The sequence below is a fragment of the Pseudomonas sp. URIL14HWK12:I12 genome (genome assembly GCF_003097135.1).
In the GTDB taxonomy this organism is placed as follows: domain Bacteria; phylum Pseudomonadota; class Gammaproteobacteria; order Pseudomonadales; family Pseudomonadaceae; genus Aquipseudomonas.
The window spans coordinates 451,959-474,233 of sequence record NZ_QEQL01000002.1 but is presented as its reverse complement, the minus strand read 5'-3'; the positions used below and the strand labels follow the sequence as shown (position 1 = coordinate 474,233).

The following is a 22,275-nucleotide window of genomic DNA, read 5'->3' as shown; positions in this document are numbered from 1 at the left end:
CGGAGGTTTGCGGCAAATGCGCAGGCCAGGCGCCTCGCGCCCCAGAGCAACCAGGCTAGGGCCGCCCCGCTCAGCGGCGAGGTGACCCTGGGCCGCCGGGGCGCGAGGCCCTACAGCTTGAACTGGCTGACCATGCCCTTGAGCTCGGCACCGAGGTCGGCCAACTGCTGGCTGGCGCCCAGGTTACCCTCCATGGCGCGGGCAGACTGGTCAGCACTGCCACGGATATTGACGACGCTGCGGTTGATTTCTTCGGCGACCGAGCTTTGCTCTTCAGCGGCGGCGGCGATCTGCTGGTTCATTTGCTGAATGGTCGATACGGCCTCGGCGATGCTCGCCAGCGCACCGGCAGTCTCTCGAGCGTCGCCTACCGCTTGCTGGACCAGCTCGCCACTGCTGCGGATCTGCACCACCGAGGCATCGGCAGCCTGGCGCAGGGCGCTGACCAGGCGCTCGATTTCCTCGGTCGATTGCTGGGTTCGCTTGGCCAGCGCGCGCACTTCATCGGCTACCACGGCAAAGCCCCTGCCCTGCTCGCCTGCACGCGCGGCCTCGATGGCGGCGTTGAGCGCCAGCAGGTTGGTCTGCTCAGCCACGCTCTTGATCACGTCCAGCACCTGGCCGATGTTCTGGATCTCGCCACTGAGGCTTTGAATCCCCGCGCTAGCTGACTCTGCCGAATGAGCCAGGCGGTCGATGCGCTGCAGGCTCTGGCGCAGCACCTGCTGGCCACTGCCCACCCGCGCGTCAGCGCTTTCTGCGGCCTGCGCTGCCTGCTCGGCGTTGCGCGCCACATCGTGAACGGTGGCGGTCATCTGATGCATGGCAGTGGCCACCTGTTCGGTTTCAGCTTGAGCCGAGGTGACCTCCTGATGAGTCTGGCGGGCAACGTTGGACAGCGAGTCGGCGTTGCTGGCCAGCTGTACAATGCCCGCCTGCAACCCGCTGACGATCCGGGCCAGTGCCTGGCTCATCTGCTGCATCGCCTGCATTAGTTGGCCGATCTCATCGCGCCGTTCAACCGCATCGTTTGCACTCAGGTCGCCTTCGGCAATGGCGCGAGCCCGGGCGATCACCGCACGCAGCGGGCCGACCACCAGCCGCGTGATCAGCCATGCGGCGAGCAGCCCGACCAGTAATGCGGCCACCGTCGAGGCGATGATCAAGGCGGCGTTTTTCTTGAGCTCGGCTTGCATGGCGCCGTAATGCTCGACATAGGCTTTGTCCACCAGGCCCATGGCCTGGGTGGCGCGGTCATTCAACTGCCGATAAACGACTTTTTCCTTGGCCAGCAGGTCGGTGTATTCAGCAAGTTTTTCGGTGAAGGCACCGATGTGATTGGTAACCTCGTCGAGCACCGTCTGGTAGCCGGCGTCCTGAATCTGCGCCTTCAGCGCCTGGGCGGTCTGCAATGCCTGGTCGGCCTGCTCGATGCGACCCTCGGCCGGGTCGCTCTCACCTTTGCGGGCCTGTTCCAGGCGCACGCGGGCTTGCTCCATGGCCTGCAACATCAGCCGCGACACTTGGGTCACCTGGCCGGCCTGGGCGATGAACTGAGCACCGTCCTCGCCTTTGCTTTGTTTGAGGTTCCAGGTCCCGTCATCGGCCAAGCCCGACTGCAATACATCCAGGTTGTTGGCGACACTGGAGACGGACCAACTGGCCATCTCCAATGCAAGGTCCTTGGACTGGTTGATGTCGACGAATTCATCGAAAGCCTGGCGATAAGCCTTGAGCGCAGCGATCACTGCCTGCATCGGCGCCTCGTTGGCCGAGCTCTGCCCACGCAGCGCCTCGGCGCTGGCCTGCAGCTTGTCCAGGCCCTTGCGCAAGGTATCGGCCTCCTGGGACTGACCATGCAGGGCATAGTCTTTCTCGACCTGGCGCAACGCGAGCAGCTCGCTGTTGAACTCGCTCATGCGCTGCAAGCCATCGAAACGCTTGCCAATGGTGCCTAGCGACCACAGGCCGATGCCTGCCACCAGTGCAGTCAGGGCCAGCACCAGGGAAAACCCCAACGCCAGCTTGCTCGCCATTCCCCAATTGGCCAGCAGGCCAGCTCGGTGCTTACTCATCACCCACCCCCTACCGGTTCATACACCACAATATCGGGAGGTTGCGGCCCAATCTTGAATGCGAGCAAGGCCCTGTGGCCTCAATAATGGCAAACAGCTATGCGGATGTCGCGCATGGCTATGTCTGGGCCGTTTCTGCAAGGTTTGCGGAACACCGCCTGCCGTGCCGCTTCCATATGCAAACCCCTTCACCGTTCAGGAGAACTGACCTATGAACCGTTTTCACGAGAAGATCGTTATCGTCACCGGTGCCGGCTCCGGCATGGGAGCAGCCACCGCCATGCGTTTCGCCGAGGAAGGCGCCCACGTGGTGCTGGCGGGGCGGCGCAAGGACAAACTCGAGGAGGTCGCAGCCCGTTGCACCGGGGCGCGCCCGTTGGTGGTACCTACCGACGTGGCAGACCCCGAGGCGGTGCAGGCCCTGATCGAAACCGCAGTTGCTCATTTCGGTGGCCTCGACGTACTGGTGAACAACGCAGGTGTCGCGGTACCGGGCAGTTTCACCGAAGCCAGCCTGGATGACTGGCGCAAGACGATGGCGACCAACGTCGACGGTGTGATCTATGGCTGCCGCGCGGCCATGCCGCACCTGCTGGCGAGCAATGGCTGCATCGTCAATGTGTCTTCGGTATCAGGGCTGGGTGGCGACTGGGGCATGAGCTTCTATAACGCCAGCAAAGGCGCAGTCACCAACCTGACCCGCGCGCTGGCGCTTGAATATGGCTCGCAAGGGGTGAGGGTGAATGCCGTGTGCCCATCGCTGACGATCAGCGACATGAGCGCCGGCGTCTCGGATGACCCAGCACTGATGGCCAAGTTCGAAGAACGCATCCCCTTGGGGCGCGCTGCGCAGCCGCAAGAGGTGGCGGACGTGATTGCGTTTCTTGCCAGCCACGACGCGCGCTTCGTCAATGGCGTCAACCTGCCGGTGGACGGCGGCCTGAGCGCGTCCAACGGCCAGCCTCAGCTCGGCTGATCAGGGGTTGTTGGCCAGCCGCTGCGGTTCGATGATGCGCTTGGCGTCCAGATACGCCTTGGCCCAGTAGGGCTTGTCGAGATAGTCGAGCCGCACGGTGCCACCTGTTCGCGGGGCGTGCACAAAGCGACCTTCGCCTACATAGATACCAGCATGGCTCACCCGACGGCCACCTTGGGTCGAGAAAAACACCAGGTCGCCGGAGCGCAATTCGCTTCGGTTGACGCTTTGCTTGGGCATGTCGAGCATCTCGCCGGTCGTGCGCGGTAGCGCGATGCCAGCGGCATCCCGGTACACGAAGTCGATCAGGCCACTGCAGTCAAACCCTGAATCAGGTGTATTGCCGCCCCAGCGATAAGGGGTGCCGACCAGGCCTATGGCGCGGAACAACACGTCGTCGGTACGGCCTGCCGAATAATCGCTGGTGTCGATGATGACCGGGCGGGGCGGCGCTGCCTGAACGACCGGCGGCGGCGATGGCGGGCTGGCGCAGGCGGCGAGCAGTGCGGCGGCGCAGGCAACCAGGGCAAGGCGAGCTTGAAATAAGGCCATGACAGAAACTTCCAGTTAAGACTGCCGATGAAGACTAGCTCTTAAGACACTGTTTTGGATAAAAAACCCCGGCTGGAACGTACCGTTCGTCGCCGGGGTTTCTTGACAGCGTTGGGCCTACTTACGCGCGACGGTGGTCGCCGGCGCCTTGGCGAGCACGCGCTTGGCCTCTATGTAGGTCTTTTTCCAGTAGGCGTCATCGAGGCTGTCGATGCGCACACCGCCACTGCGGCGGCTGCTGGAATGGATGAACTGATCGTCACCCAGGTAGATACCGGCATGGCTTACCCGGCCCTTGCCGCGGCTGGTGCCGAAGAACAGCACATCGCCGGGTTTCAGGCTGTTGCGGGCAATCAGCGGGGCGTCCATGTTGATCATTTCGCGGCTCGAGCGCGGCAGGGTCATGCCCGCCTCTTCACGAAACAGGAAATTGATAAAGCCACTGCAGTCGAAACCGGCTTCGGTGGTGCCACCAAAACGGTAACGGGTGCCGATCAGCGACTTGCCACGCTCCAGGATGCTGTCGGCCAGCATTGGGAGTTGGTAGCGCTTGTCACCGCTGAACGCGTTCATCGCATCTTCGTCAGCACCTGCCTCATCGGCCTGGTTGTCGAACGGCGACTGCGAAGCCATGTGCGGGCGGCTCTGGAACGCAGGGGCCTGCTGGGCAGGTGTGGAACTGGAGACTTGCTGTTGCGATACCGGTGAATTGGCAGCGCAACCGATCAACAGCGTAACGAGTGCAAGGGGCACGAGGGGTGCGAAGCGACTCAGCATGGGCACGACCGTGGCATTGAAAATGAAAGTGCGGCGACTATGCCTCCATTTGTCACTATTTGCAAATTCAATCGAACAAAATGTGACTTATGACAATCGGCATCACTTCTAACGCGCTCGCCGCCGCTAAGGTAACCATGCTGAAGCCTTCGAGCGCCTGCATGGGGTTGAAATACAAGGCAAATTTCCTAATCTCAGCAGCCTGCCAGGGCGCGTTTCACGCCCGGGTGGACCAGCATTAGGTAAATGCCCATTAGCGGAAAATGGCCACTAGCCATCTTTCGATAGGGCTTTTCAATCGCATTTTGTTCCGATGAGCCCTGCGGAGCGTATCGGCTCAAAATCGCAGAGCTGAATGTATGCAAATGCGTGGCCAACTTCGGAAGTTTGGCGCCACATCCTTGGCGTAAAGCGCGGGTGGCTTGAGTGTCGCGCCCTCTGGCAAGCACCCTGCCGGCACGCACCTGCCGCTCGTCATTTTCCGGCATTGAAGGGGTGAGGCCTCTGTATTCGCGCCGGGCCGCACCGGCCCTGTGCACGGCGGTAACGGTATACAGGCGGGCTGGGTACAAAAAGCGGCAGGTTTACGTCGCGGGGGGATAGGCGATATCGCCAGCTCACCTCAAGGGCTACCAGCCCATGATTTCCTTGAGGAACGGGATGGTCAGCTTGCGCTGGGCTTGCAAAGAGGCTTGGTCGAGGCGTTCGAGAGTGTCGAACAATGCGCTCATGCTACGGCTACCGCGAGTGAGAATAAAATGGCCGACCTCGTCGTTCAGGTGCAGCCCTCGGCGCGACGCACGCAGTTGGAGCGCGCGCAGCTTGTCTTCATCGGAGAGCGGGCGCATCTGGAATATCAGCGCCAAGGTGAGGCGGGATTTGAGGTCGGCCAGCTTGATCGGCAGCTCGCGCGGTGAAGCGGAAGCTGCGATCAGCAAACGGCGGCCGCTGTCACGCAAGCGGTTGAACAGGTGAAACATCGCCTCTTCCCACTCAGGCTTGCCGGCGATCACGTGCAGGTCATCGAGGCACACCAGTTCGTATTGGGCCAGGTAGTCGAGCAGGCCCGTGCCGCGCTCGAGCAGTTGGGCCAGCGGCAGGTAAACCGCCGACTGGCCGGTCTGCTCGAAGCGCAGGCAGGCAGCCTGCAGTAGGTGAGTGCGCCCTACCCCCTGCTTGCCCCAGAGGTAGATCAGGCTCTCGGTCCAGCCCGCTTCGGCTTCGCACAACCGCTCCACATAGCCCAACGCCGCCGCGTTGGCGCCGGGATAGTAGTTGACGAAGGTGGCGTCATCACGCAGGCGCACACCTAAAGGCAGTTGGATAGGTTGTTTCATGCGAAGGCGCAGGCAAAACCCGGGGAAGATGAAGCCCGGATTCTATACCGCCCCTGCCAAGGCGCACAACGCAGGGCAGAGCCTTGGCGAATCAACGGGTTAGAGGTCAGGGTCTTCACTCCCGGCGTACAGGTCAGACTGCTTGTACAGATCGTGCACATGACGGATCAGCACCATGATCACTGCGGCCACCGGCAACGCCAGCAGAATGCCCGTAAAACCGAACAGCTCACCACCGGCCAGCACCGCGAAAATGACCGCCACCGGGTGTAGGCCAATGCGGTCACCCACCAACAAGGGAGTAAGCACCATGCCTTCGAGTGCCTGCCCGACGACGAACACACCCGCGATCAGCGACAGGTGCAGCGGGTCGAGGCCGTACTGGAACAGCCCGGCGACCATGGCGATACCGATGCCGGTGATAAAGCCCATGTAGGGCACGATCGAAGCCAAGCCTGCGATAACACCCACCAACAGCCCCAATTCAAGCCCGGTCAGCATCAGGCCGCAGGCGTAGATACCGCCCAGTGCCAGCATCACCAATAGCTGGCCCCGAACGAAGGCGCCCAGCACTTCATGGCACTCACCAGCCAGGCCAACGATCTGCTTTTCTCGCTGGCGCGGCAGAAGGCTGCGGATCTTGGCCATCATTACGTCCCAGTCCCGTAGGAGGTAGAAGCCCACCACCGGGATCAACACCAGATTGGCCAGCCAACCGAACAGCGCAAGGCTCGAGGCGGTTGCGCGTTGCAGCACCAGCCCGACTACATCGCCCGTTTGCCCAATGTGCCCGGAAATGGCTGCCTTGATCTTGTCGAACTTCCAGAAACCCTCGCTCAGGCCCAGCTTGGCTTGAATCCAGGGCAGTGCCGACTGCTGCAGCCAATCGAGCATCTGTGGCGCCAGCTCATACAGCCGCACCACCTGGCGGGCCAACATCGGGATCAGCACCACCAAGCCCAAGGTAAAGATCAGGGTAAAGGCCAGGAAAACCACCACCACACCCAACGTGCGTGAAAGGCCCCACGCTTCGAGGCGGTCTACCAGCGGGTCGGCGAGGTACGCCAGCACCATCGCCACCAGAAAAGGGGTGAGGATCGGATGAAGCAGATAAAGGAAGGCGCACAGCAACAGGAACAGGCCAATCCAGTACCAACGGCGAATGTCGGTCATACGACGCCCTTACCAGTGGAAATACAGGGTAGTGGTTGCCCCAGCCGGCTGAGGCTGGGCCGGGTCGGCCGGTGCCTCTTGCAGCTTTGCCAGGCTCAACTGGGCACGCAGTTGATCGGGGCTGCCGCTCACCTGATAGACCACCTTGTCGCCATCGACAGAGACCAGCCGGCCGCCGAACCCTTCGAGCAGGCGGCCCAGCTGCGCGTAGCGCTCCAGGTTCATGCCCTGAACCTGAAGCGCCATGTCGGCACTTGTCCCTGGCTTGACGACGAAGCGTGGTGCCAGCTTCTGGCTGACCGCCAGCATGACCGCGTCGGCAAGCGCTGCGTTGTCGGCACCTTGCACCGTACCTTTCTCACGCTGGTCGCCCAGCCACAATTGCCACTTGGCCTGCAGTTGCCCATCGCTGCCGGTGGCATGCACGGCCAGCAGCGCATCGGCACCGTAGCGTTCCGAAGCGCTGCGCAGCCCTGCCGGGTCATTGCCCTCCAGTGCCTTGGCACTGGCAAGCGGCTGCTCGGAAAGGTCGGCCAGAGGCAGCCGAAGCGGCAAGCCTCGGTGCTGGGCGGCACGCCGCAGCGGCTCGGCACTGGCCTGGCCGTCGCCGATGAGGTTAGTGCCATCGGCGTTATCGGTCAGCCACCAGGCGATGATCGACGGGCGGTTGGCGCCCCACAGCGCCAGGCCAGCCTTGCGCAGGGCGGCGTCGGTGGCGCTGGGGTCGAACTCGACCTGCACGGTGGGTGGGTTGCCACCTTCGAAGCCGAACTGGCTGATGATCTGCTTGGGGTCGGCCCGAAGCCCGGCCAGCGCGGGGCTGCTGTAGGCCTTGGCGTCGCCGGTCAGGCGCAGCACGAGGGTCTCCAATGCCTTTTGCGTAGCCTGGTCACGTTCGGCGGCGTCCTGGCTATTGGCTGGCTCGTGCACCAGGTAAAGGTTGTTGACGGTTTCGGCCTGGGCCAGCGGAGCCAGGCCCAGGCAGCAGGCGAGCAATAAGGTGTGAAAACGCATGAAATCTTCCCGGAGGGCTGAGGCGGTCAATGGCCGTGTGACCACACTTTCCGATAAAACATTCAGCCCCGCCAACAAAACTTTTGTACAAAGGCTACCCCCCCGAAGCTAAGCCGGCGGTGGTCGCTCCGAGCCAAGCCTGTTAGAATCGCGCGCCTTCACAGACCGAGCCTGCCTCGCTGCCAGCGGGCACTGCCCCGAGGCGGTGGCACGGTACTTTTTCTTCGAACGCCCCCTTCTATAGGCCTTGATCATGAGCAAGCAACCCTCCCTGAGCTACAAGGACGCCGGTGTAGACATCGACGCCGGCGAAGCACTGGTCGAACGCATCAAGGGCGTGGCCAAGCGGACCGCACGCCCCGAGGTGATGGGCGGGCTGGGCGGCTTCGGCGCGCTGTGCGAGATCCCTGCTGGCTACAAGCAGCCGGTGCTGGTCTCGGGCACCGACGGGGTGGGCACAAAGCTGCGCCTGGCGCTGAACCTGAACAAGCACGACAGCATCGGCCAGGACCTGGTCGCCATGTGCGTGAACGACTTGGTGGTCTGCGGTGCCGAGCCATTGTTCTTCCTTGACTACTACGCCACCGGCAAGCTCAACGTCGACACCGCGGCCACCGTAGTCACCGGCATCGGCGCAGGTTGCGAACTGGCCGGCTGCTCGCTGGTGGGCGGTGAAACCGCTGAGATGCCCGGCATGTATGAAGGCGACGACTACGACCTCGCAGGCTTCTGCGTAGGCGTGGTCGAAAAAGCCGAGATCATCGATGGCTCCAAGGTCATTGCCGGCGATGCGCTGATCGCACTGCCCTCCTCCGGCCCGCATTCCAACGGCTACTCGCTTATCCGCAAGATCATCGAAGTGTCCGGTGCCGACGTCGAAACCACTCAGCTGGGCGGCAAGCCATTGGCCGATCTGCTGATGGCCCCCACCCGCATCTATGTCAAGCCGCTGCTGCAACTGATCAAGCAGACCGGCGCAGTCAAGGCCATGGCCCACATCACCGGCGGCGGCCTGCTCGACAACATCCCGCGCGTGCTGCCCGAGGGCGCACAGGCAGTGGTCGACGTGGCCAGCTGGGAGCGCCCGGCGGTATTTGACTGGCTGCAACAGCAGGGCAACGTTGATGAAACCGAAATGCACCGCGTACTCAACTGCGGCGTCGGCATGGTCATCTGCGTCGCCCAGGCAGACGTCGAGCGCTCGCTGCAGGTACTGCGCGCAGCCGGCGAGCAGCCTTGGGTAATCGGCCAGATCGCACCGGCCGCTGCCGGTGCTGCCCAGGTCGAGCTGCAGAACCTCAAGGCGCACTGATGCCCCAGCCTTGTAATGTGGTGGTGCTGCTGTCCGGCACCGGCAGCAATCTGCAGGCACTGATCGACGACACGCGCCACGCCGGCAATCCGGCGCGCGTGCGCGCAGTGGTCTCCAACCGGGCAGATGCCTACGGCCTGGTGCGCGCTCGCGAAGCAGGCATCGCCACTGCGGTGCTTGACCATCGCCAATACGAAGGCCGTGAAGCCTTCGACAGTGCCCTGATCGCAGCCATCGACGAGCACCAACCTGATCTGGTAGTGCTGGCTGGCTTCATGCGTATCCTGACCCCTGGCTTCGTGCGCCACTACCATGGCCGCCTGCTCAACATCCACCCCTCGCTACTGCCGCTCTACAAGGGCTTGCACACTCACGAGCGAGTGCTGGAAGCAGGCGATGCCGAGCATGGCTGCAGCGTGCACTTCGTTACCGAGGAACTCGATGGGGGGCCTCTGGTCCTACAGGCGGTCGTCCCGGTAGACTCCAACGATACGCCAGGCAGCCTGGCGCAACGGGTGCATGCCCGGGAACATCAGATCTACCCACTGGCGGTGCGGTGGTTCGCCGAAGGCCGTTTGCAGTTGGCCAGCAACGGTAGCGTGCAACTTGACGCCAACCCCCTCCCCGCCAGCGGCCATGTGATACGCCACTAGGAGAACCTATGCGTCGTGCCCTGCTACTTGCCTGCGCGCTTCTCGCGCCCCTGGCCCAGGCCGCTGACCTCAAGCCTTTCAGCGCCAACTACACCGCCGACTGGAAACAACTGCCCATGAGCGGTAGCGCCGAGCGAAGCCTCCAGGCAAACCCGGACGGCACCTGGACCCTCGCGTTCAAAGCCTCGATGATGATTGCCAGCCTCAGCGAAAGCAGCATCTTCAAATTCGAGAAAAACGCCGTGCTGCCCCAGAGCTATGCCTATGAGCGTGGCGGGATGGGCAAAAGCAAGAGCGTGAAGCTCAACTTCGACTGGGCGGCCAAGAAAATCACCGGCGATGACCGAGGGGATCCGGTGAACCTGACCCTCAACAATGGCGTGCTCGACAAGTCCAGCTACCAGCTTGCGCTTCAGGAAGACGTCGCAGCAGGCAAGAAGAGCATGAGCTATCAGGTGGTCGACGGTGACGACCTCGACACTTATGACTTCCGCGTGCTGGGCTCCGAGAAAGTCACCACCAAGGCCGGTGTAGTCGACGCGATCAAGGTCGAGCGCGTGCGCGACCCAAGCCAGAGCAAACGCACCACAGTGATGTGGTTTGCAAAGGATTGGGATTACCTACTGGTGCAACTGCAACAAACCGAAACCGATGGTAAGGAATACACCATCATGTTGCAGGACGGTACGGTGGACGGAAAAGCAGTCAAAGGAAGCTAACCCCTCTGCTGAATGTTCTCTTGAAACCGGGCCCAGGCCCGGTTTTTTCGTTCATGGAGGGCACATGAACGATTGTTCACGAAAGCGAACCGGCTGCGACACTCTGCCGCACCCCGCGCCGTTACTGGGCTTTCCCATTATTTCAAGAAAAGATAAACACTCTTGCAAAATCGCTCGGTTTACTTAGCAGACTAACAAACCCTATAACGAAGACGTGTACACATCTGACGCAAACCCGTTATCGGAGGACATTCAGAATGACCGTACGAGTAACCGAACGAGACGATTCGCATAAATCACACGAAGCTGTTGCTGCCGGCACCCGCCTGTGGGACGTGTACCAACAGGACTTGCTGGTCGGTATCTTCCATGAAGAAAGCCAGGCGGATGCCTATCGCCAGGAACTTGAAGCGCAGGAGCAGCAACGCCACGGCTGAATGCTGCGTATCGAGGATGCCGGCGGAGCCGGATGAACAATGCTCCGCTCATCGGGTACGCCGGCCTTCCTCTAAACCGCTCTAGCTGATCACCACATCAAATCGTCAGGGATCTTGTAGGCGGCGTATGGATCGTCTGCATCGACTTCCTCGACCTGATCATTGAGCGAAACGATACGCTTGGGATCGCGCTCCTGAATCTTCAGCGCGGCTTCGCGGGGCACCACCTCATAGCCGCCCCCGTGATGAACGATTGCAAGGTGCCCGTTGCTCAATTTGCTGCGCATCACGCTGTTGACCGAGAGGCGCTTCACCTTCTTGTCATCGACGAAGTTGTAATAGTCTTCGGTGGTCAGCTTCGGTAGGCGTGTGGCCTCAATCAGCTGCTTGACCTGCGCTGCCCGTGCTTTGGCCTCGGCTTTTTCCTGCACCTGACGGTTGAGCTCCAGGTCACGTTGCGCTTTTTCCGCCGCCGCTTCGCGGGCGACCCGCTGCTGGGTGTCGTCTTTTTCTGCCTGGCCTTTGTGCTCTAGGCGTTTCTGCTTTTTCTGGTCTTTGTTGACTTGTTTGACCTGCTTCTGATTGACCAGGCCGGCTTTCAACAATTGATCGCGAAGAGAGAGGCTCATCGTTTCATTACCTTGCTCGTACAGGGTGCGGTGGCCGCTTCAACCACACGCGGGAGTGTTCTTTTCCAGGCGTTTTGCCTGATCCCATAGGGCATCGAGCGCCTGCAGGCTGCAATCTTCCATGGCCTGGCCCTGTTCACGCAATGCCTGCTCGATATAACGAAAGCGGCGCTCGAATTTGGCATTGGCCTGGCGCAGCGCGTGTTCCGGGTCGGCCTTGAGGTGGCGGGCCAGGTTGACCACGCTGAACAACAGGTCGCCCACCTCCTCGGCTATCGCAGTGCCATTGTCGCTGGCAATCGCCTGAAGGACTTCGTCCAGCTCCTCTCGAATCTTCTCAACCACCGGCAGGGCCTCAGGCCAGTCAAAACCGGCGGTCGCGGCGCGCTTTTGCAGTTTGGCAGCGCGTGATAGCGCGGGTAACGCAAGGGGCACATCGTCGAGCAGCGAAAGCTGCTCAGGCGCGTTGGCCTTCTCGGCACGCTCCTGGGCCTTGATCTCTTCCCAGCGGTTCTTCACCTGGGTTTCGTCGAGCTTGGGTGTATCCAGGGGCGCATGCAGCTCGCCGGTGGGAAAAACGTGCGGATGGCGGCGCACCAGCTTTGTGGTAATGCCGTCGACCACCGCCTCGAAGTCGAACCGCCCCTCCTCCCTCGCCAGTTGCGCGTAATACACCACCTGGAACAACAGATCGCCTAGCTCGCCGCGCACTTGATCGAAGTCACCCTGTTCGATGGCGTCGGCCACCTCATAGGCTTCTTCGAGGGTATGCGGCACGATGCTGGCCCAGTTCTGCTTCAGATCCCAAGGGCACCCATGATCGGGGTCTCGCAGGCGCGCCATCAGGTAGAGCAAATCGTCGAGTCGGTACATCAGTGTTCCTTCAGGTGGTGCGCTGGCGACGCGCCTCGATGATGTTCGGCAACTGCGAGATACGCCCCAGCAGGCGGCCCAAGGCGTCCAGGCCGGGGATCTCGATGGTCAGCGACATGGTCGCGGTGTTGTCTTCCTTGTTCGAGCGGGTATTGACCGCAAGCACGTTCAAACGCTCGTTGAGCAGCACTTGCGACACGTCGCGCAGCAAGCCGGAGCGATCGTAGGCACGGATCAGGATGTCTACCGGGTACGTAAGCACCGGCACCGGCCCCCAGCTGACCTGGATGATGCGCTCCGGTTCACGCCCACTGAGCTGCAGCACCGATGCGCAGTCCTGGCGGTGAATGCTGACACCCCGGCCTTGGGTGATATAGCCCACGATCGGGTCGCCCGGCAACGGCTGGCAGCACCCGGCGATCTGAGTCATTAGGTTGCCGACACCCTGGATCTGGATATCGCCGCGCTTGCCGCCACGAGGCAGGCTGTGCTGGCGGCGGGTGATCAGGTCGGCTGGCTCTGGCTGACGCTCGGGCTCGACCAGTTGCTGGGCGCTGTTGACCACCGGAGCCAGGCGCAGGTCGCCGGCACCCAGCGCCGCAAACATGTCTTCGGCGCTGCGCAGGTTGGTTTTCTCGGCCAGGCGCTCGTAATCGACCTGGGGCAGGTCGAGCCGGCCCAGCTCTCGCTCGAGCAACGTACGGCCAGCGGCGACGTTCTGGTCGCGTGCCTGCAGCTTGAACCAATGCACGATCTTGGCCCGCGCACGCGAAGTAGTGACATAGCCCAGGTTGGGGTTGAGCCAATCCCGACTGGGGTTGCCATGCTTGCTGGTGATGATTTCCACCTGCTCGCCGGTCTGCAGGCTGTAGTTCAGCGGTACGATGCGCCCGTTGATCTTGGCGCCGCGGCAGTTATGGCCGATTTCGGTGTGAACGCGATAGGCGAAATCCAGCGGCGTCGCACCTTTGGGCAAGTCTATGGCATGGCCGTCAGGGGTGAATACATAGACGCGGTCCGGCTCGATATCAACGCGCAACTGATCGGCCAGCCCGCCAATGTCACCCAGCTCCTCGTGCCACTCCAGAACCTGGCGCAACCAGGAGATTTTTTCCTCGTAGTGACTGGAGCTGGACTTGACGTCAGTGCCTTTGTAGCGCCAATGGGCACACACGCCCAGCTCTGCTTCCTCATGCATGGTCTGGGTGCGGATCTGCACCTCCAGCACCTTGCCCTCAGGGCCGATCACAGCCGTATGCAGGGAGCGGTAGCCGTTTTCCTTGGGGTTGGCGATGTAGTCGTCGAACTCTTTGGGAATGTGACGCCACAGTGTGTGCACGATCCCCAGGGCGGTATAGCAGTCACGAACCTCAGGCACCAGCACCCGCACCGCGCGAACGTCGTAGATCTGGCTGAATTCAAGACCCTTGCGCTGCATTTTGCGCCAGATCGAATAGATGTGCTTGGCACGCCCGCTGATGTCGGCGTGCACACCCGTAGCATGCAGCTCGGTGCGAAGCTGGCCCATCACGTCATTGATGAAGCGCTCGCGGTCCAGCCTCCGCTCATGCAATAACTTGGCGATCTGCTTGTACTGGTCAGGCTCCAGATACCGGAACGAAAGGTCTTCGAGCTCCCACTTGATGTGGCCAATGCCCAGGCGGTGGGCCAGCGGTGCGTAGATGTCGAACACTTCGCGCGCCACGCGCTGGCGCTTTTCCTCGGTGGCGCCTTTGACCGCGCGGATAGCGCAGGTGCGCTCGGCTAGCTTGATCAAGGCAACGCGTACGTCGTCGACCATCGCCACCAGCATCTTGCGAAGGTTTTCTACCTGCACCTGCGTCCCCAGCACCGCCGACTGGCGGGGGCTGAGGCTGGCGCTGATAGCCGCCATGCGCAGCACCCCATCGACCAGCTTGGCAACCACGGCCCCGAAAAGCTCACCCACTTGGGCAATGGACACTTTGCCTTCGCGCACAGAGCGATAGAGCACCGCCGCGACCAGCGAATCCTGGTCGAGCTTGAGGTCGGCCAGGATCTCGGCCATTTCCAGGCCGGCCTGGAAGCTGGAAGTGCCATCGGCCCAGCTTTCCTTGGCCGACGGGTCCTGCTGGTCTAGGCTGCGGGTGAATTCGCAGGCCAGCTTGAGCGCCTCGCGGTCCAGGGCCGCGTCGACGCTGACGATATGATCGAGCCACGCATCGAGGTTGATGCTGCCGTCGGTATTGATCGGCTGCTCTGCTCTCACCTGTACCATGTCGCTTACCTTCCCTACGGCAAGGCGTGCGGCCTTGCCGACATTCACCGGCCCGGTGGCTACCAGGGCCGGTCAGATCATCCGCGCATCCCGGCGCTTCTCGAATAACGCCATGGCCTCGACATGGGAGGTTTGAGGAAACATGTCGAGCACCCCGGCCCTGTGCAAACGATAACCCTGTTTGAGCAATTCAACTGCATCCCGTGCCAGCGTGGCCGGGTTGCATGACACATAAACCAGCCGCTGAGCACCGCAACCAGCCAACCCACGCACTGCTTCGAAGGCCCCTTCCCGGGGCGGGTCAAGCAACACCGCATCGAAACCATCGCGCGCCCATCCAGCATCGACAAGCGGCGCGGCGAGGTCAGCCCGGTGCACTTCAACGTTCTCCAGGCCATTTGCCCGGGCGTTGGCGCGTGCGCGCTCGACCATTTCCTGCACGCCTTCTACTGCAACTACCTTGGCTGCGGCACGCGCCAACGGCAAGGAAAAATTCCCCAAGCCGCAGAAAAGATCCAGAACCCGCTCGCCCGGCTCGATCGCCAACCATTCCAGTGCCTGAGCGATCATTGCATCATTGATGGAAGCGTTCACTTGAACGAAGTCGCCTGGCCGCCAAGCCAACTCCAATGCCCAAGGCTCCAGCACGAAGCCTAGCCTTGCGCCAGGATCATGCGCGCAAGGCGCGCCTTCCCCTTGCAACCACAGCTGAGCCTGCCAGCGCTCGCACGCGTGTTTCAGCAGCGCAAGATCGGCCTCGGCCAACGGCGCCACATGGCGCACCAGTACTGCGACAGCAGTGCCTTTGAACAGCTCGACGTGGCCGATGACCTGAGGCCTGCCCAGACGGGCCAGAACCTCGGGCAAGTCCAACAGAATGGACTGCAAGGGCTGTACCAGTACGGGGCACTCGTTCAGCGCCACAATGGCCTGGCTGGCGCTGGCGCGGAAGCCCACCTCGAGTCGCCCCGCCTTGGGGTCCCATCGCACCGCTACCCGGGCCCGTCGCCGGTAGCCGAAGGCGGGGCTGACCAGCGGCGGCGCCCATTGCAGAGGCTCGACACCTGCGACCCGCTGCAACTGCTCAGCGAGTTGGCGCTGCTTGAACGCCAGTTGTTCAGAGTGGGGCATATGCTGCACGCTGCACCCGCCACAGTGGCCAGCGTGCTGGCAGGCGGGCCGCTGGCGCAGGTCGCTGGCCTTGAGCACGCGCTCGGCACGCGCTTCGACCACCTTCGCTTGGGCGCCGAGCACGCGTGCTTCGACCTCTTCGCCTGCCAAGGCGCCGAGCACGAACCAGGTGCGCCCCTCGTGGAAGGCAATGCCACGGCCATCACCGGCCAGGCGCTCGATGCTCAGGCGCGCTTTCTTGCCCACTGGCACCTGGGGAGCGCGGCTGCCACCGGCCGGTTGAAATCGCAGGCCGCTGCTGGAACGCCGTGCCATCAGGCCCTCGCGTCGAAAAGGCCGCTGGACAGGTAGCGGTCACCGCGGTCGCAGATGATCGCAACGATCACGGCGTTTTCCAGCTCCTGGTTCAGGCGCAACATTCCAGCGACAGCGCCACCAGACGAAACCCCGCAGAAAATGCCCTCCTCGCGCGCCAGCCGGCGGGTGACATCCTCCGCTTCGGCTTGCCCCATGTCGATGATGCGGTCGACTCGTTCCGCCTCGAAGATGCGGGGCAGGTACTCGGCTGGCCAGCGACGGATGCCGGGAATCGACGCCCCCTCAACTGGCTGCAGGCCGATGATCTGAATGGCCGGGTTCTGTTCCTTGAGGTAACGGGAGTTGCCCATGATGGTACCCGTGGTACCCATGGAGCTGACGAAATGAGTGATGCTGCCTGCGGTTTGCCGCCAAAGCTCGGGGCCCGTGCCCCGGTAGTGGGCTTCCGGGTTGTCACCGTTGCCGAACTGGTCGAGCACCTTGCCGCGACCCTCTCGCTGCATGCGGTCGGCCATGTCGCGGGCGCCCTCCATGCCCTGCTCGCGGGTAACCAGGATCAACTCGGCCCCGTAGGCCGCCATTGCGGCCTTGCGTTCGGCGGTAGAGTTGTCTGGCATGATCAGGATCATCTTGTAACCCTTGATTGCGGCAGCCATGGCCAGGGCGATGCCCGTATTACCCGACGTCGCTTCGATAAGGGTATCGCCGGGGGCGATCTGGCCGCGCGCTTCGGCACGGTCGATCATTGACAACGCCGGGCGGTCTTTCACCGAACCCGCTGGGTTGTTGCCCTCAAGCTTGAGCAACAGTGTGTTGCTCGTGCCAGCGCCCATGCGCTGCAGGCGCACCAGCGGAGTGTTGCCGATGCAGTCGGCGATGGTGGGGTATTGCAAAGTCATGGCGTGTTCGCAATTCCGGAATTCGGAGGGCGCCTATCATACCGGCAAACGTCCACAGCCCCTATCACCGAATGTGCACACGCTATGTCTTTGTGGAATAAGGCCACCGCTGTCGCTATGCGCATGCCTTTTCATGGCCCATAAAAAGGCCGCCTCAGCGTGAGCTGAAGCGGCCTGGGTAGAAAGGCCGTGATCAGTAACGCTCGATCTTGGCCTGCTCTTGGAGCAGCTTGCGGTAAGCGGCGAAATCCTGTTGGCCATGGCGCGAGGCCAAGAACTGCCGATAGTGGGCCTTCTCCTCTGCGCTAGGAGCTGGACCTTCGTTGACACCGTTCAGGCGCACGACCACATAGCTGCCGTCGTTCAAGTTGACACCGGCGTAGGTGGGCTTGCCTTTCTCGGCAGGCTTGGGCATCTGGAACACCTGTTGCAGCACTTTAGGGTCCACACCGTCCTGGCTACGGCTGGCCGCTTCCACGACCTTCCACGCCTGGCCATCCTGGGTTGCGGCCAGGCTGGTCTTGCCGTCACGCAGGCCGGCGATCAACGCATCACCTTTGGCCTTGGCCGCGTCTGCAGCTTTTTCACGGGCCAGTTCCTTGCGGATGGGCTCGGTGACCGCCTGCAGGCTCAGTTGCTCAGGCTTGCGGTGCTCCTTCACGCGCACCACCACCGTGGTGTCCGGGTCGAGCTCGATAGCATTGCTGTTGGCGCCTTCATCCAGTACTTCCGGGGCGAAAGCCGCCTGCACGACCTGGCGGTTGGCAGTGATGCCTTCTGCGCCTCCATCGCGGCCGAACGGTTGCGACGTTTGAACCTTCAGGCCCAGCTCTTGCGCAGGCTGCGAGAGGTCCGAAGCTTCAAACGCCGAGTCTTCGAGTTTCTTGGCGGCATCCACGTACAACTGCTCGACCTGTTGGCTCTTGAGTTCGCGTGTGAGTTTGTCTTTCAGGCTGGCCAAGGTAGGCACCTTCGGCGCCTGTACGCCCAGCAGTTTGATGAGGTGCCAACCGAACTGGCTGCGCACAGGCTGTGACACCTCGCCCTGCTTGAGGCTATACAGCGCCTCTTCGAACGCCGGGTCGTAAACGCCCTTGCCGGCATAACCCAGGTCGCCGCCTTTCTGCGCCGAGCCTGAATCCTGAGATGTCTCACGGGCAACGGTTGCGAAATCCTCGCCCTTGGCGATACGCGCGGCGATCGCTTCGATCTTGCCCTTGGCCTCAGCATCGCTGACCTTGTCGTTGACCTCTACCAGAATGTGCGCGGCATCGCGCTGTTCGGCCAGGTTGGCAATTTCTTTCTGATACTGCTCGGCGATAGCCTCGTCGCTGACCGTGGCCTTGTCGAAGAACGCGGACTTTTTCAGCTCCACATAGTCGATCACCACCTGGTCAGGGCTCATGAACTCCTTGGCGTGGGCGTCGTAGTAGGCCTTGACCTCGTCATCACTGACCTTCTGAACGGCCGCATCGGCCTTGTAGGTCACGGTGGCAAAGTCGCGGGACTGCTTATCGAGGCGCGCATAGGCCTCTACATCGGCGTCGGTCACGAAACCGCTACCGGCAAGACCGGCGCGCACCTGGGCGATGAGCATTTCCTGGCGCAGCATGTCGCGGAACTGCAGGCGGGTGAAACCCATCTGGCGGATCTGCTGGTCGAACAGATCGGCATTGAATTTCCCGTCGACCTGGAACTGAGGCGTCTGCAGGATCACTTGGTCCAGTGCAGCCTCCGAGAAGGAGAACTTGGCATCCTGGGCGCCCTGCAAGAGCAGCTTGCGGTCGATCAGGCCTTTGAGCGCTGCGTCACGAAGCAGCTTCTCATCCAGTAATGCGGGGTCGAAATCCTTGCCCAGCTGTTGCATGAGCTGGCGCCTTTGCATTTCTACCGCTTGGCTGAGATCGGCTTGGGTAATTTCATCACCATTGACCTTGGCAGCATCCTGGCTGTGGCTGGCTGCCCGGAATATCGCCTCGAAGCCGGTCAGCGCCATCAGCACGACGATGAGGCCGATGATGGTCTTGGCAATCCACCCTTGTGAATTGTCCCTGATGTTTTGCAGCATGCTTCCCCCAGAAACGACAGCGCATCATGGCCGTCGCCCAGAATCCGGATATGAAAAAGGCGCATCCCGTCTGGATGCGCCTTCTGGTAACTCGCGGAGCGAGTGCTTTCGGAACCACCCCACACGGCCTAGGCCGCCTCCGCTGCCAGGCCCGGGGCCTGGCCGGCCTGACTCAGTTGACCGCGTCTTTCAGGCCCTTGCCCGCTTTGAAGCCCGGAATCTTGGCGGCGCTGATTTTGATCGGCTTGCCAGTCTGCGGATTGCGACCAGTGCGCTCGGCGCGCTCCTTGACCTGGAAGGTACCGAAACCGACCAGCACTACGGAGTCACCGTTCTTGAGGGCATCAGTGACCGATTCGATGACCGCATCCAGCGCACGGCCTGCAACAGCTTTCGGGATATCAGCGGATGCGGCGATGGCATCGATCAGTTCCGACTTGTTCACTCTAAGTCCCCTTATATCTCTATTGAGTTATTTCTAAATATGTATTCGACGCAGTGGATCTATTTCCGGAGCTGCAATCGACAGAATGGGCGGCTTTATATCAAGTGCTCGAAAAATCTGTCAAGGAAGCTCCGGTTTACCGCAAAACCTTTAATGCGTGCTCACCCGCTCCTTGGCGTCGCCATCGCGCTTTTCTTCCTTCGCGACGATCTCCGGAGCCACATCCGGCAAGGGCTCCGGCGCGTATTGCAGCGCAATCTGCAGGACTTCGTCAATCCATTTAACGGGCTTGATCTGCAAATCTTGCTTAATATTGTCTGGAATTTCCTTCAGGTCCCGGACATTTTCTTCCGGAATGATCACTGTCTTGATCCCACCCCGGTGGGCGGCGAGCAATTTTTCCTTCAACCCGCCAATCGCCAGCACCTGCCCACGGAGTGTAATTTCCCCGGTCATCGCCACATCTGCGCGCACTGGAATACCTGTCGAGGCCGATACCAGCGCGGTGCACATGCCGATCCCCGCACTCGGACCATCCTTGGGTGTGGCACCTTCGGGCATGTGAATGTGGATGTCGCGCTTCTCGAAGAAGTCCAACGCGATACCCAGGCTACGGGCCCGGCTGCGTACCACGGTCTGCGCGGCAGTGATCGACTCGCCCATCACATCGCCCAGAGAGCCCGTCTTGATAAGCTGCCCTTTACCACCTGGCACTACGACCGCCTCGATGGTCAACAGTTCACCACCTACCTGTGTCCAGGCAAGGCCCGTTACCTGGCCGACCTGGTCCTGCTGTTCGGCAAGGCCATAGCGGAATTTGCGTACCCCTAGCAGGTGCTCGAGGGACTCCGGCGTCACATGCACCGAGAACTGCTTGCTGGCGGCGTGTTCCTTGACGACTTTGCGGCAGATCTTCGCCACCTGGCGCTCAAGCCCGCGTACGCCTGCTTCACGGGTGTAATAGCGGATGACGTCGCGGATGGCCGCCTCACCGATCTCCAGCTCACCCTTCTTCAGGCCGTTGGCCTTGATCTGCTTGGGCGCAAGGTACTTGATGGCGATGTTGACCTTCTCATCCTCGGTATAACCCGGCAAGCGGATCACTTCCATCCGGTCCAGCAGCGCGGGCGGGATGTTCATCGAGTTGGAGGTGCACAGGAACATCACATCCGAAAGGTCGTAGTCGACTTCCAGGTAGTGGTCATTGAAATTGTGGTTCTGTTCGGGGTCGAGCACCTCAAGCAGCGCCGAGGCAGGGTCCCCACGCATGTCGCTACCCATCTTGTCGATCTCATCGAGCAGAAACAGCGGGTTGCGCACACCCACTTTGGTCATCTTCTGAATGAGACGGCCAGGCATCGAGCCGATGTAGGTACGACGGTGCCCGCGAATCTCAGCCTCGTCACGAACACCACCCAGCGCCATGCGCACGAACTTGCGGTTGGTAGCCGAGGCGATGGACTCGGCCAGCGATGTTTTGCCGACACCGGGCGGCCCCACCAGGCACAGCACCGGCCCACGAATTTTCTTCACCCGTTTTTGTACGGCGAGGTATTCGAGGATGCGCTCCTTGACCTCTTCAAGGCCGTAGTGGTCAGCGTCAAGGATGGTTTCGGCACGCTCCAGATCCAGCCGGACCTTGCTCTGCGCCTTCCAGGGTACCTGCACCAGCCAGTCGATGTAGGTGCGCACCACGGTGGCTTCAGCGGACATCGGCGACATCTGCTTGAGCTTATTGAGCTCGGCCTGGGCTTTGGCCAGGGCATCTTTGGGCAGGCCGGCAGCATCGATGCGCTTTTTCAGCTCCTCGATTTCATTGTGACCTTCCTCGCCGTCGCCGAGCTCCTTCTGGATGGCCTTCATCTGCTCGTTGAGGTAGTACTCGCGCTGGCTACGCTCCATCTGCTTCTTGACGCGGCCGCGGATGCGCTTTTCCACCTGCAGCAGGTCGATCTCGGCATCCAGCAGCGCCAGCACTCGCTCAACCCGCGTGGAAAGCTCGACGATCTCCAGGATTTCCTGCTTCTGCTCGATCTTCAATGCCATGTGCGCTGCCATGGTATCGACCAGGCGCCCCGGCTCATCGATGCTGTTCAGCGAGGTCAATACCTCGGACGGGACCTTCTTGCCCAGTTGAACGTATTGCTCGAACTGGGACAGCAGGCTGCGTACGAACACCTCGGACTCACGTTCGGCAGCCTCGGTTTCCTCGATCAAGCTGACTTCGGCGCGGATATGACCGTCCTGCTCCTTGAAGCGCTCGACCGCACCCCGCTGCTCGCCCTCGACCAGTACCTTGACGGTGCCATCGGGCAGCTTGAGCAATTGCAGAACAGTTGCCACGGTGCCTACGCGATACAACGCATCCTGGCCTGGGTCATCATCGCCAGGATTACGCTGCGCCAGCAGTAAAATCTGCTTCTCGCCGGTCATCGCGGCTTCAAGGGCCTCGATCGACTTTTCCCGACCCACGAACAGCGGGATCACCATGTGAGGATAAACGACCACATCACGCAGTGGCAGCAGAGGCAATTCAATGGTGTTGTTCATGGTTTCGCCTCTCGGCGGCCGGTGGCCGCGAACGGATGGTAAAAATACATGAGGCTCTATGTGGGGCCGGCCTCAAAAAA

Annotated in this window: 19 protein-coding genes and 1 pseudogene; 5 read left to right on the top strand and 15 right to left on the bottom strand. The window is 61.7% G+C overall.

The annotated features are described in order from the left end of the window. Positions 1-110 precede the first annotated feature (110 nt). On the bottom strand, positions 111-974 hold the full coding sequence (locus F474_RS23235; protein WP_371919428.1) for a methyl-accepting chemotaxis protein: 864 nt from the start codon (positions 972-974) through the stop codon (positions 111-113). Continuing rightward, positions 972-1,196: pseudogene (locus F474_RS23230) on the bottom strand (HAMP domain-containing protein); the annotation flags it as partial. The gene F474_RS23235 and the pseudogene F474_RS23230, both read right to left, overlap by 3 nt. Positions 1,197-2,286: 1,090 nt before the next feature. Here F474_RS23230 and F474_RS09315 point away from each other — a divergent pair. Further along, complete coding sequence (locus F474_RS09315; protein WP_097085423.1) at positions 2,287-3,051, top strand: SDR family NAD(P)-dependent oxidoreductase; 765 nt, start codon at positions 2,287-2,289, stop codon at positions 3,049-3,051. On the opposite strand, the gene F474_RS09310 is transcribed toward F474_RS09315, so the two are convergent. From F474_RS09310 to F474_RS09290, 5 genes are all read right to left on the bottom strand, one after another. Then, positions 3,052-3,603, bottom strand: a complete 552-nt coding sequence (locus F474_RS09310; RefSeq protein ID WP_097085424.1) for a C40 family peptidase — start codon at positions 3,601-3,603, stop codon at positions 3,052-3,054. A 117-nt stretch (positions 3,604-3,720) separates the two neighbouring features. Next, the gene (locus F474_RS09305; protein WP_097085425.1) at positions 3,721-4,380 is read right to left on the bottom strand and encodes a C40 family peptidase; all 660 of its coding nucleotides are present in this window, start codon (positions 4,378-4,380) and stop codon (positions 3,721-3,723) included. Positions 4,381-5,009: 629 nt separating this feature from the next. After that, the gene (gene hda / locus F474_RS09300; RefSeq protein ID WP_097085426.1) at positions 5,010-5,717 is read right to left on the bottom strand and encodes a DnaA regulatory inactivator Hda; all 708 of its coding nucleotides are present in this window, start codon (positions 5,715-5,717) and stop codon (positions 5,010-5,012) included. Between the two features lie 99 nt (positions 5,718-5,816). Next, positions 5,817-6,890, bottom strand: a complete 1,074-nt coding sequence (locus F474_RS09295; RefSeq protein ID WP_097085427.1) for an AI-2E family transporter — start codon at positions 6,888-6,890, stop codon at positions 5,817-5,819. A gap of 9 nt (positions 6,891-6,899) precedes the next feature. After that, on the bottom strand, positions 6,900-7,904 hold the full coding sequence (locus F474_RS09290) for a DUF2066 domain-containing protein (protein ID WP_097085428.1): 1,005 nt from the start codon (positions 7,902-7,904) through the stop codon (positions 6,900-6,902). Positions 7,905-8,157: 253 nt separating this feature from the next. Between F474_RS09290 and purM the strand changes: the two genes are divergently transcribed. The 4 genes from purM (at position 8,158) to F474_RS09270 (ending at position 11,025) form a co-directional block, all read left to right on the top strand. Further along, positions 8,158-9,216: a phosphoribosylformylglycinamidine cyclo-ligase gene (gene purM, locus F474_RS09285; RefSeq protein ID WP_097085429.1), complete on the top strand. Its 1,059-nt coding sequence runs from the start codon at positions 8,158-8,160 to the stop codon at positions 9,214-9,216. Then, positions 9,216-9,869, top strand: coding sequence for a phosphoribosylglycinamide formyltransferase (purN, locus tag F474_RS09280; protein WP_097085430.1), 654 nt, complete (start codon positions 9,216-9,218; stop codon positions 9,867-9,869). The genes purM and purN overlap by 1 nt, the downstream gene beginning before the upstream one ends. Before the next feature lie 8 nt (positions 9,870-9,877). Continuing rightward, positions 9,878-10,588, top strand: a complete 711-nt coding sequence (locus F474_RS09275) for a DUF3108 domain-containing protein (protein ID WP_097085431.1) — start codon at positions 9,878-9,880, stop codon at positions 10,586-10,588. 257 nt (positions 10,589-10,845) lie between these two features. Then, entirely contained in the window at positions 10,846-11,025 is a 180-nt protein-coding gene (locus tag F474_RS09270; protein ID WP_097085432.1) for a hypothetical protein, read from the top strand. Between the two features lie 89 nt (positions 11,026-11,114). Here F474_RS09270 and F474_RS09265 read toward each other — a convergent pair whose 3' ends face one another. From F474_RS09265 to lon, 8 genes are all read right to left on the bottom strand, one after another. Beyond that, positions 11,115-11,654 (bottom strand): DUF2058 domain-containing protein, encoded by a 540-nt coding sequence (locus tag F474_RS09265; RefSeq protein ID WP_097085433.1) that lies wholly within the window; start codon positions 11,652-11,654, stop codon positions 11,115-11,117. A gap of 39 nt (positions 11,655-11,693) precedes the next feature. Further along, complete coding sequence (gene mazG / locus F474_RS09260) at positions 11,694-12,527, bottom strand: nucleoside triphosphate pyrophosphohydrolase (protein ID WP_097085434.1); 834 nt, start codon at positions 12,525-12,527, stop codon at positions 11,694-11,696. 10 nt (positions 12,528-12,537) lie between these two features. After that, positions 12,538-14,784: a GTP diphosphokinase gene (relA, locus tag F474_RS09255; protein ID WP_097085435.1), complete on the bottom strand. Its 2,247-nt coding sequence runs from the start codon at positions 14,782-14,784 to the stop codon at positions 12,538-12,540. A gap of 72 nt (positions 14,785-14,856) precedes the next feature. After that, entirely contained in the window at positions 14,857-16,230 is a 1,374-nt protein-coding gene (gene rlmD / locus F474_RS09250) for a 23S rRNA (uracil(1939)-C(5))-methyltransferase RlmD (protein WP_097085436.1), read from the bottom strand. Next, entirely contained in the window at positions 16,230-17,132 is a 903-nt protein-coding gene (gene cysM, locus F474_RS09245) for a cysteine synthase CysM (RefSeq protein WP_097085437.1), read from the bottom strand. Before cysM ends, rlmD begins: the two co-directional genes overlap by 1 nt. A 193-nt stretch (positions 17,133-17,325) precedes the next feature. Then, on the bottom strand, positions 17,326-19,200 hold the full coding sequence (locus F474_RS09240; protein WP_097085438.1) for a SurA N-terminal domain-containing protein: 1,875 nt from the start codon (positions 19,198-19,200) through the stop codon (positions 17,326-17,328). A gap of 172 nt (positions 19,201-19,372) precedes the next feature. Continuing rightward, the gene (locus F474_RS09235) at positions 19,373-19,645 is read right to left on the bottom strand and encodes an HU family DNA-binding protein (protein ID WP_097085439.1); all 273 of its coding nucleotides are present in this window, start codon (positions 19,643-19,645) and stop codon (positions 19,373-19,375) included. Positions 19,646-19,795: 150 nt separating this feature from the next. Continuing rightward, positions 19,796-22,195, bottom strand: a complete 2,400-nt coding sequence (gene lon / locus F474_RS09230) for an endopeptidase La (protein ID WP_097085440.1) — start codon at positions 22,193-22,195, stop codon at positions 19,796-19,798. Positions 22,196-22,275: the final 80 nt, after the last annotated feature.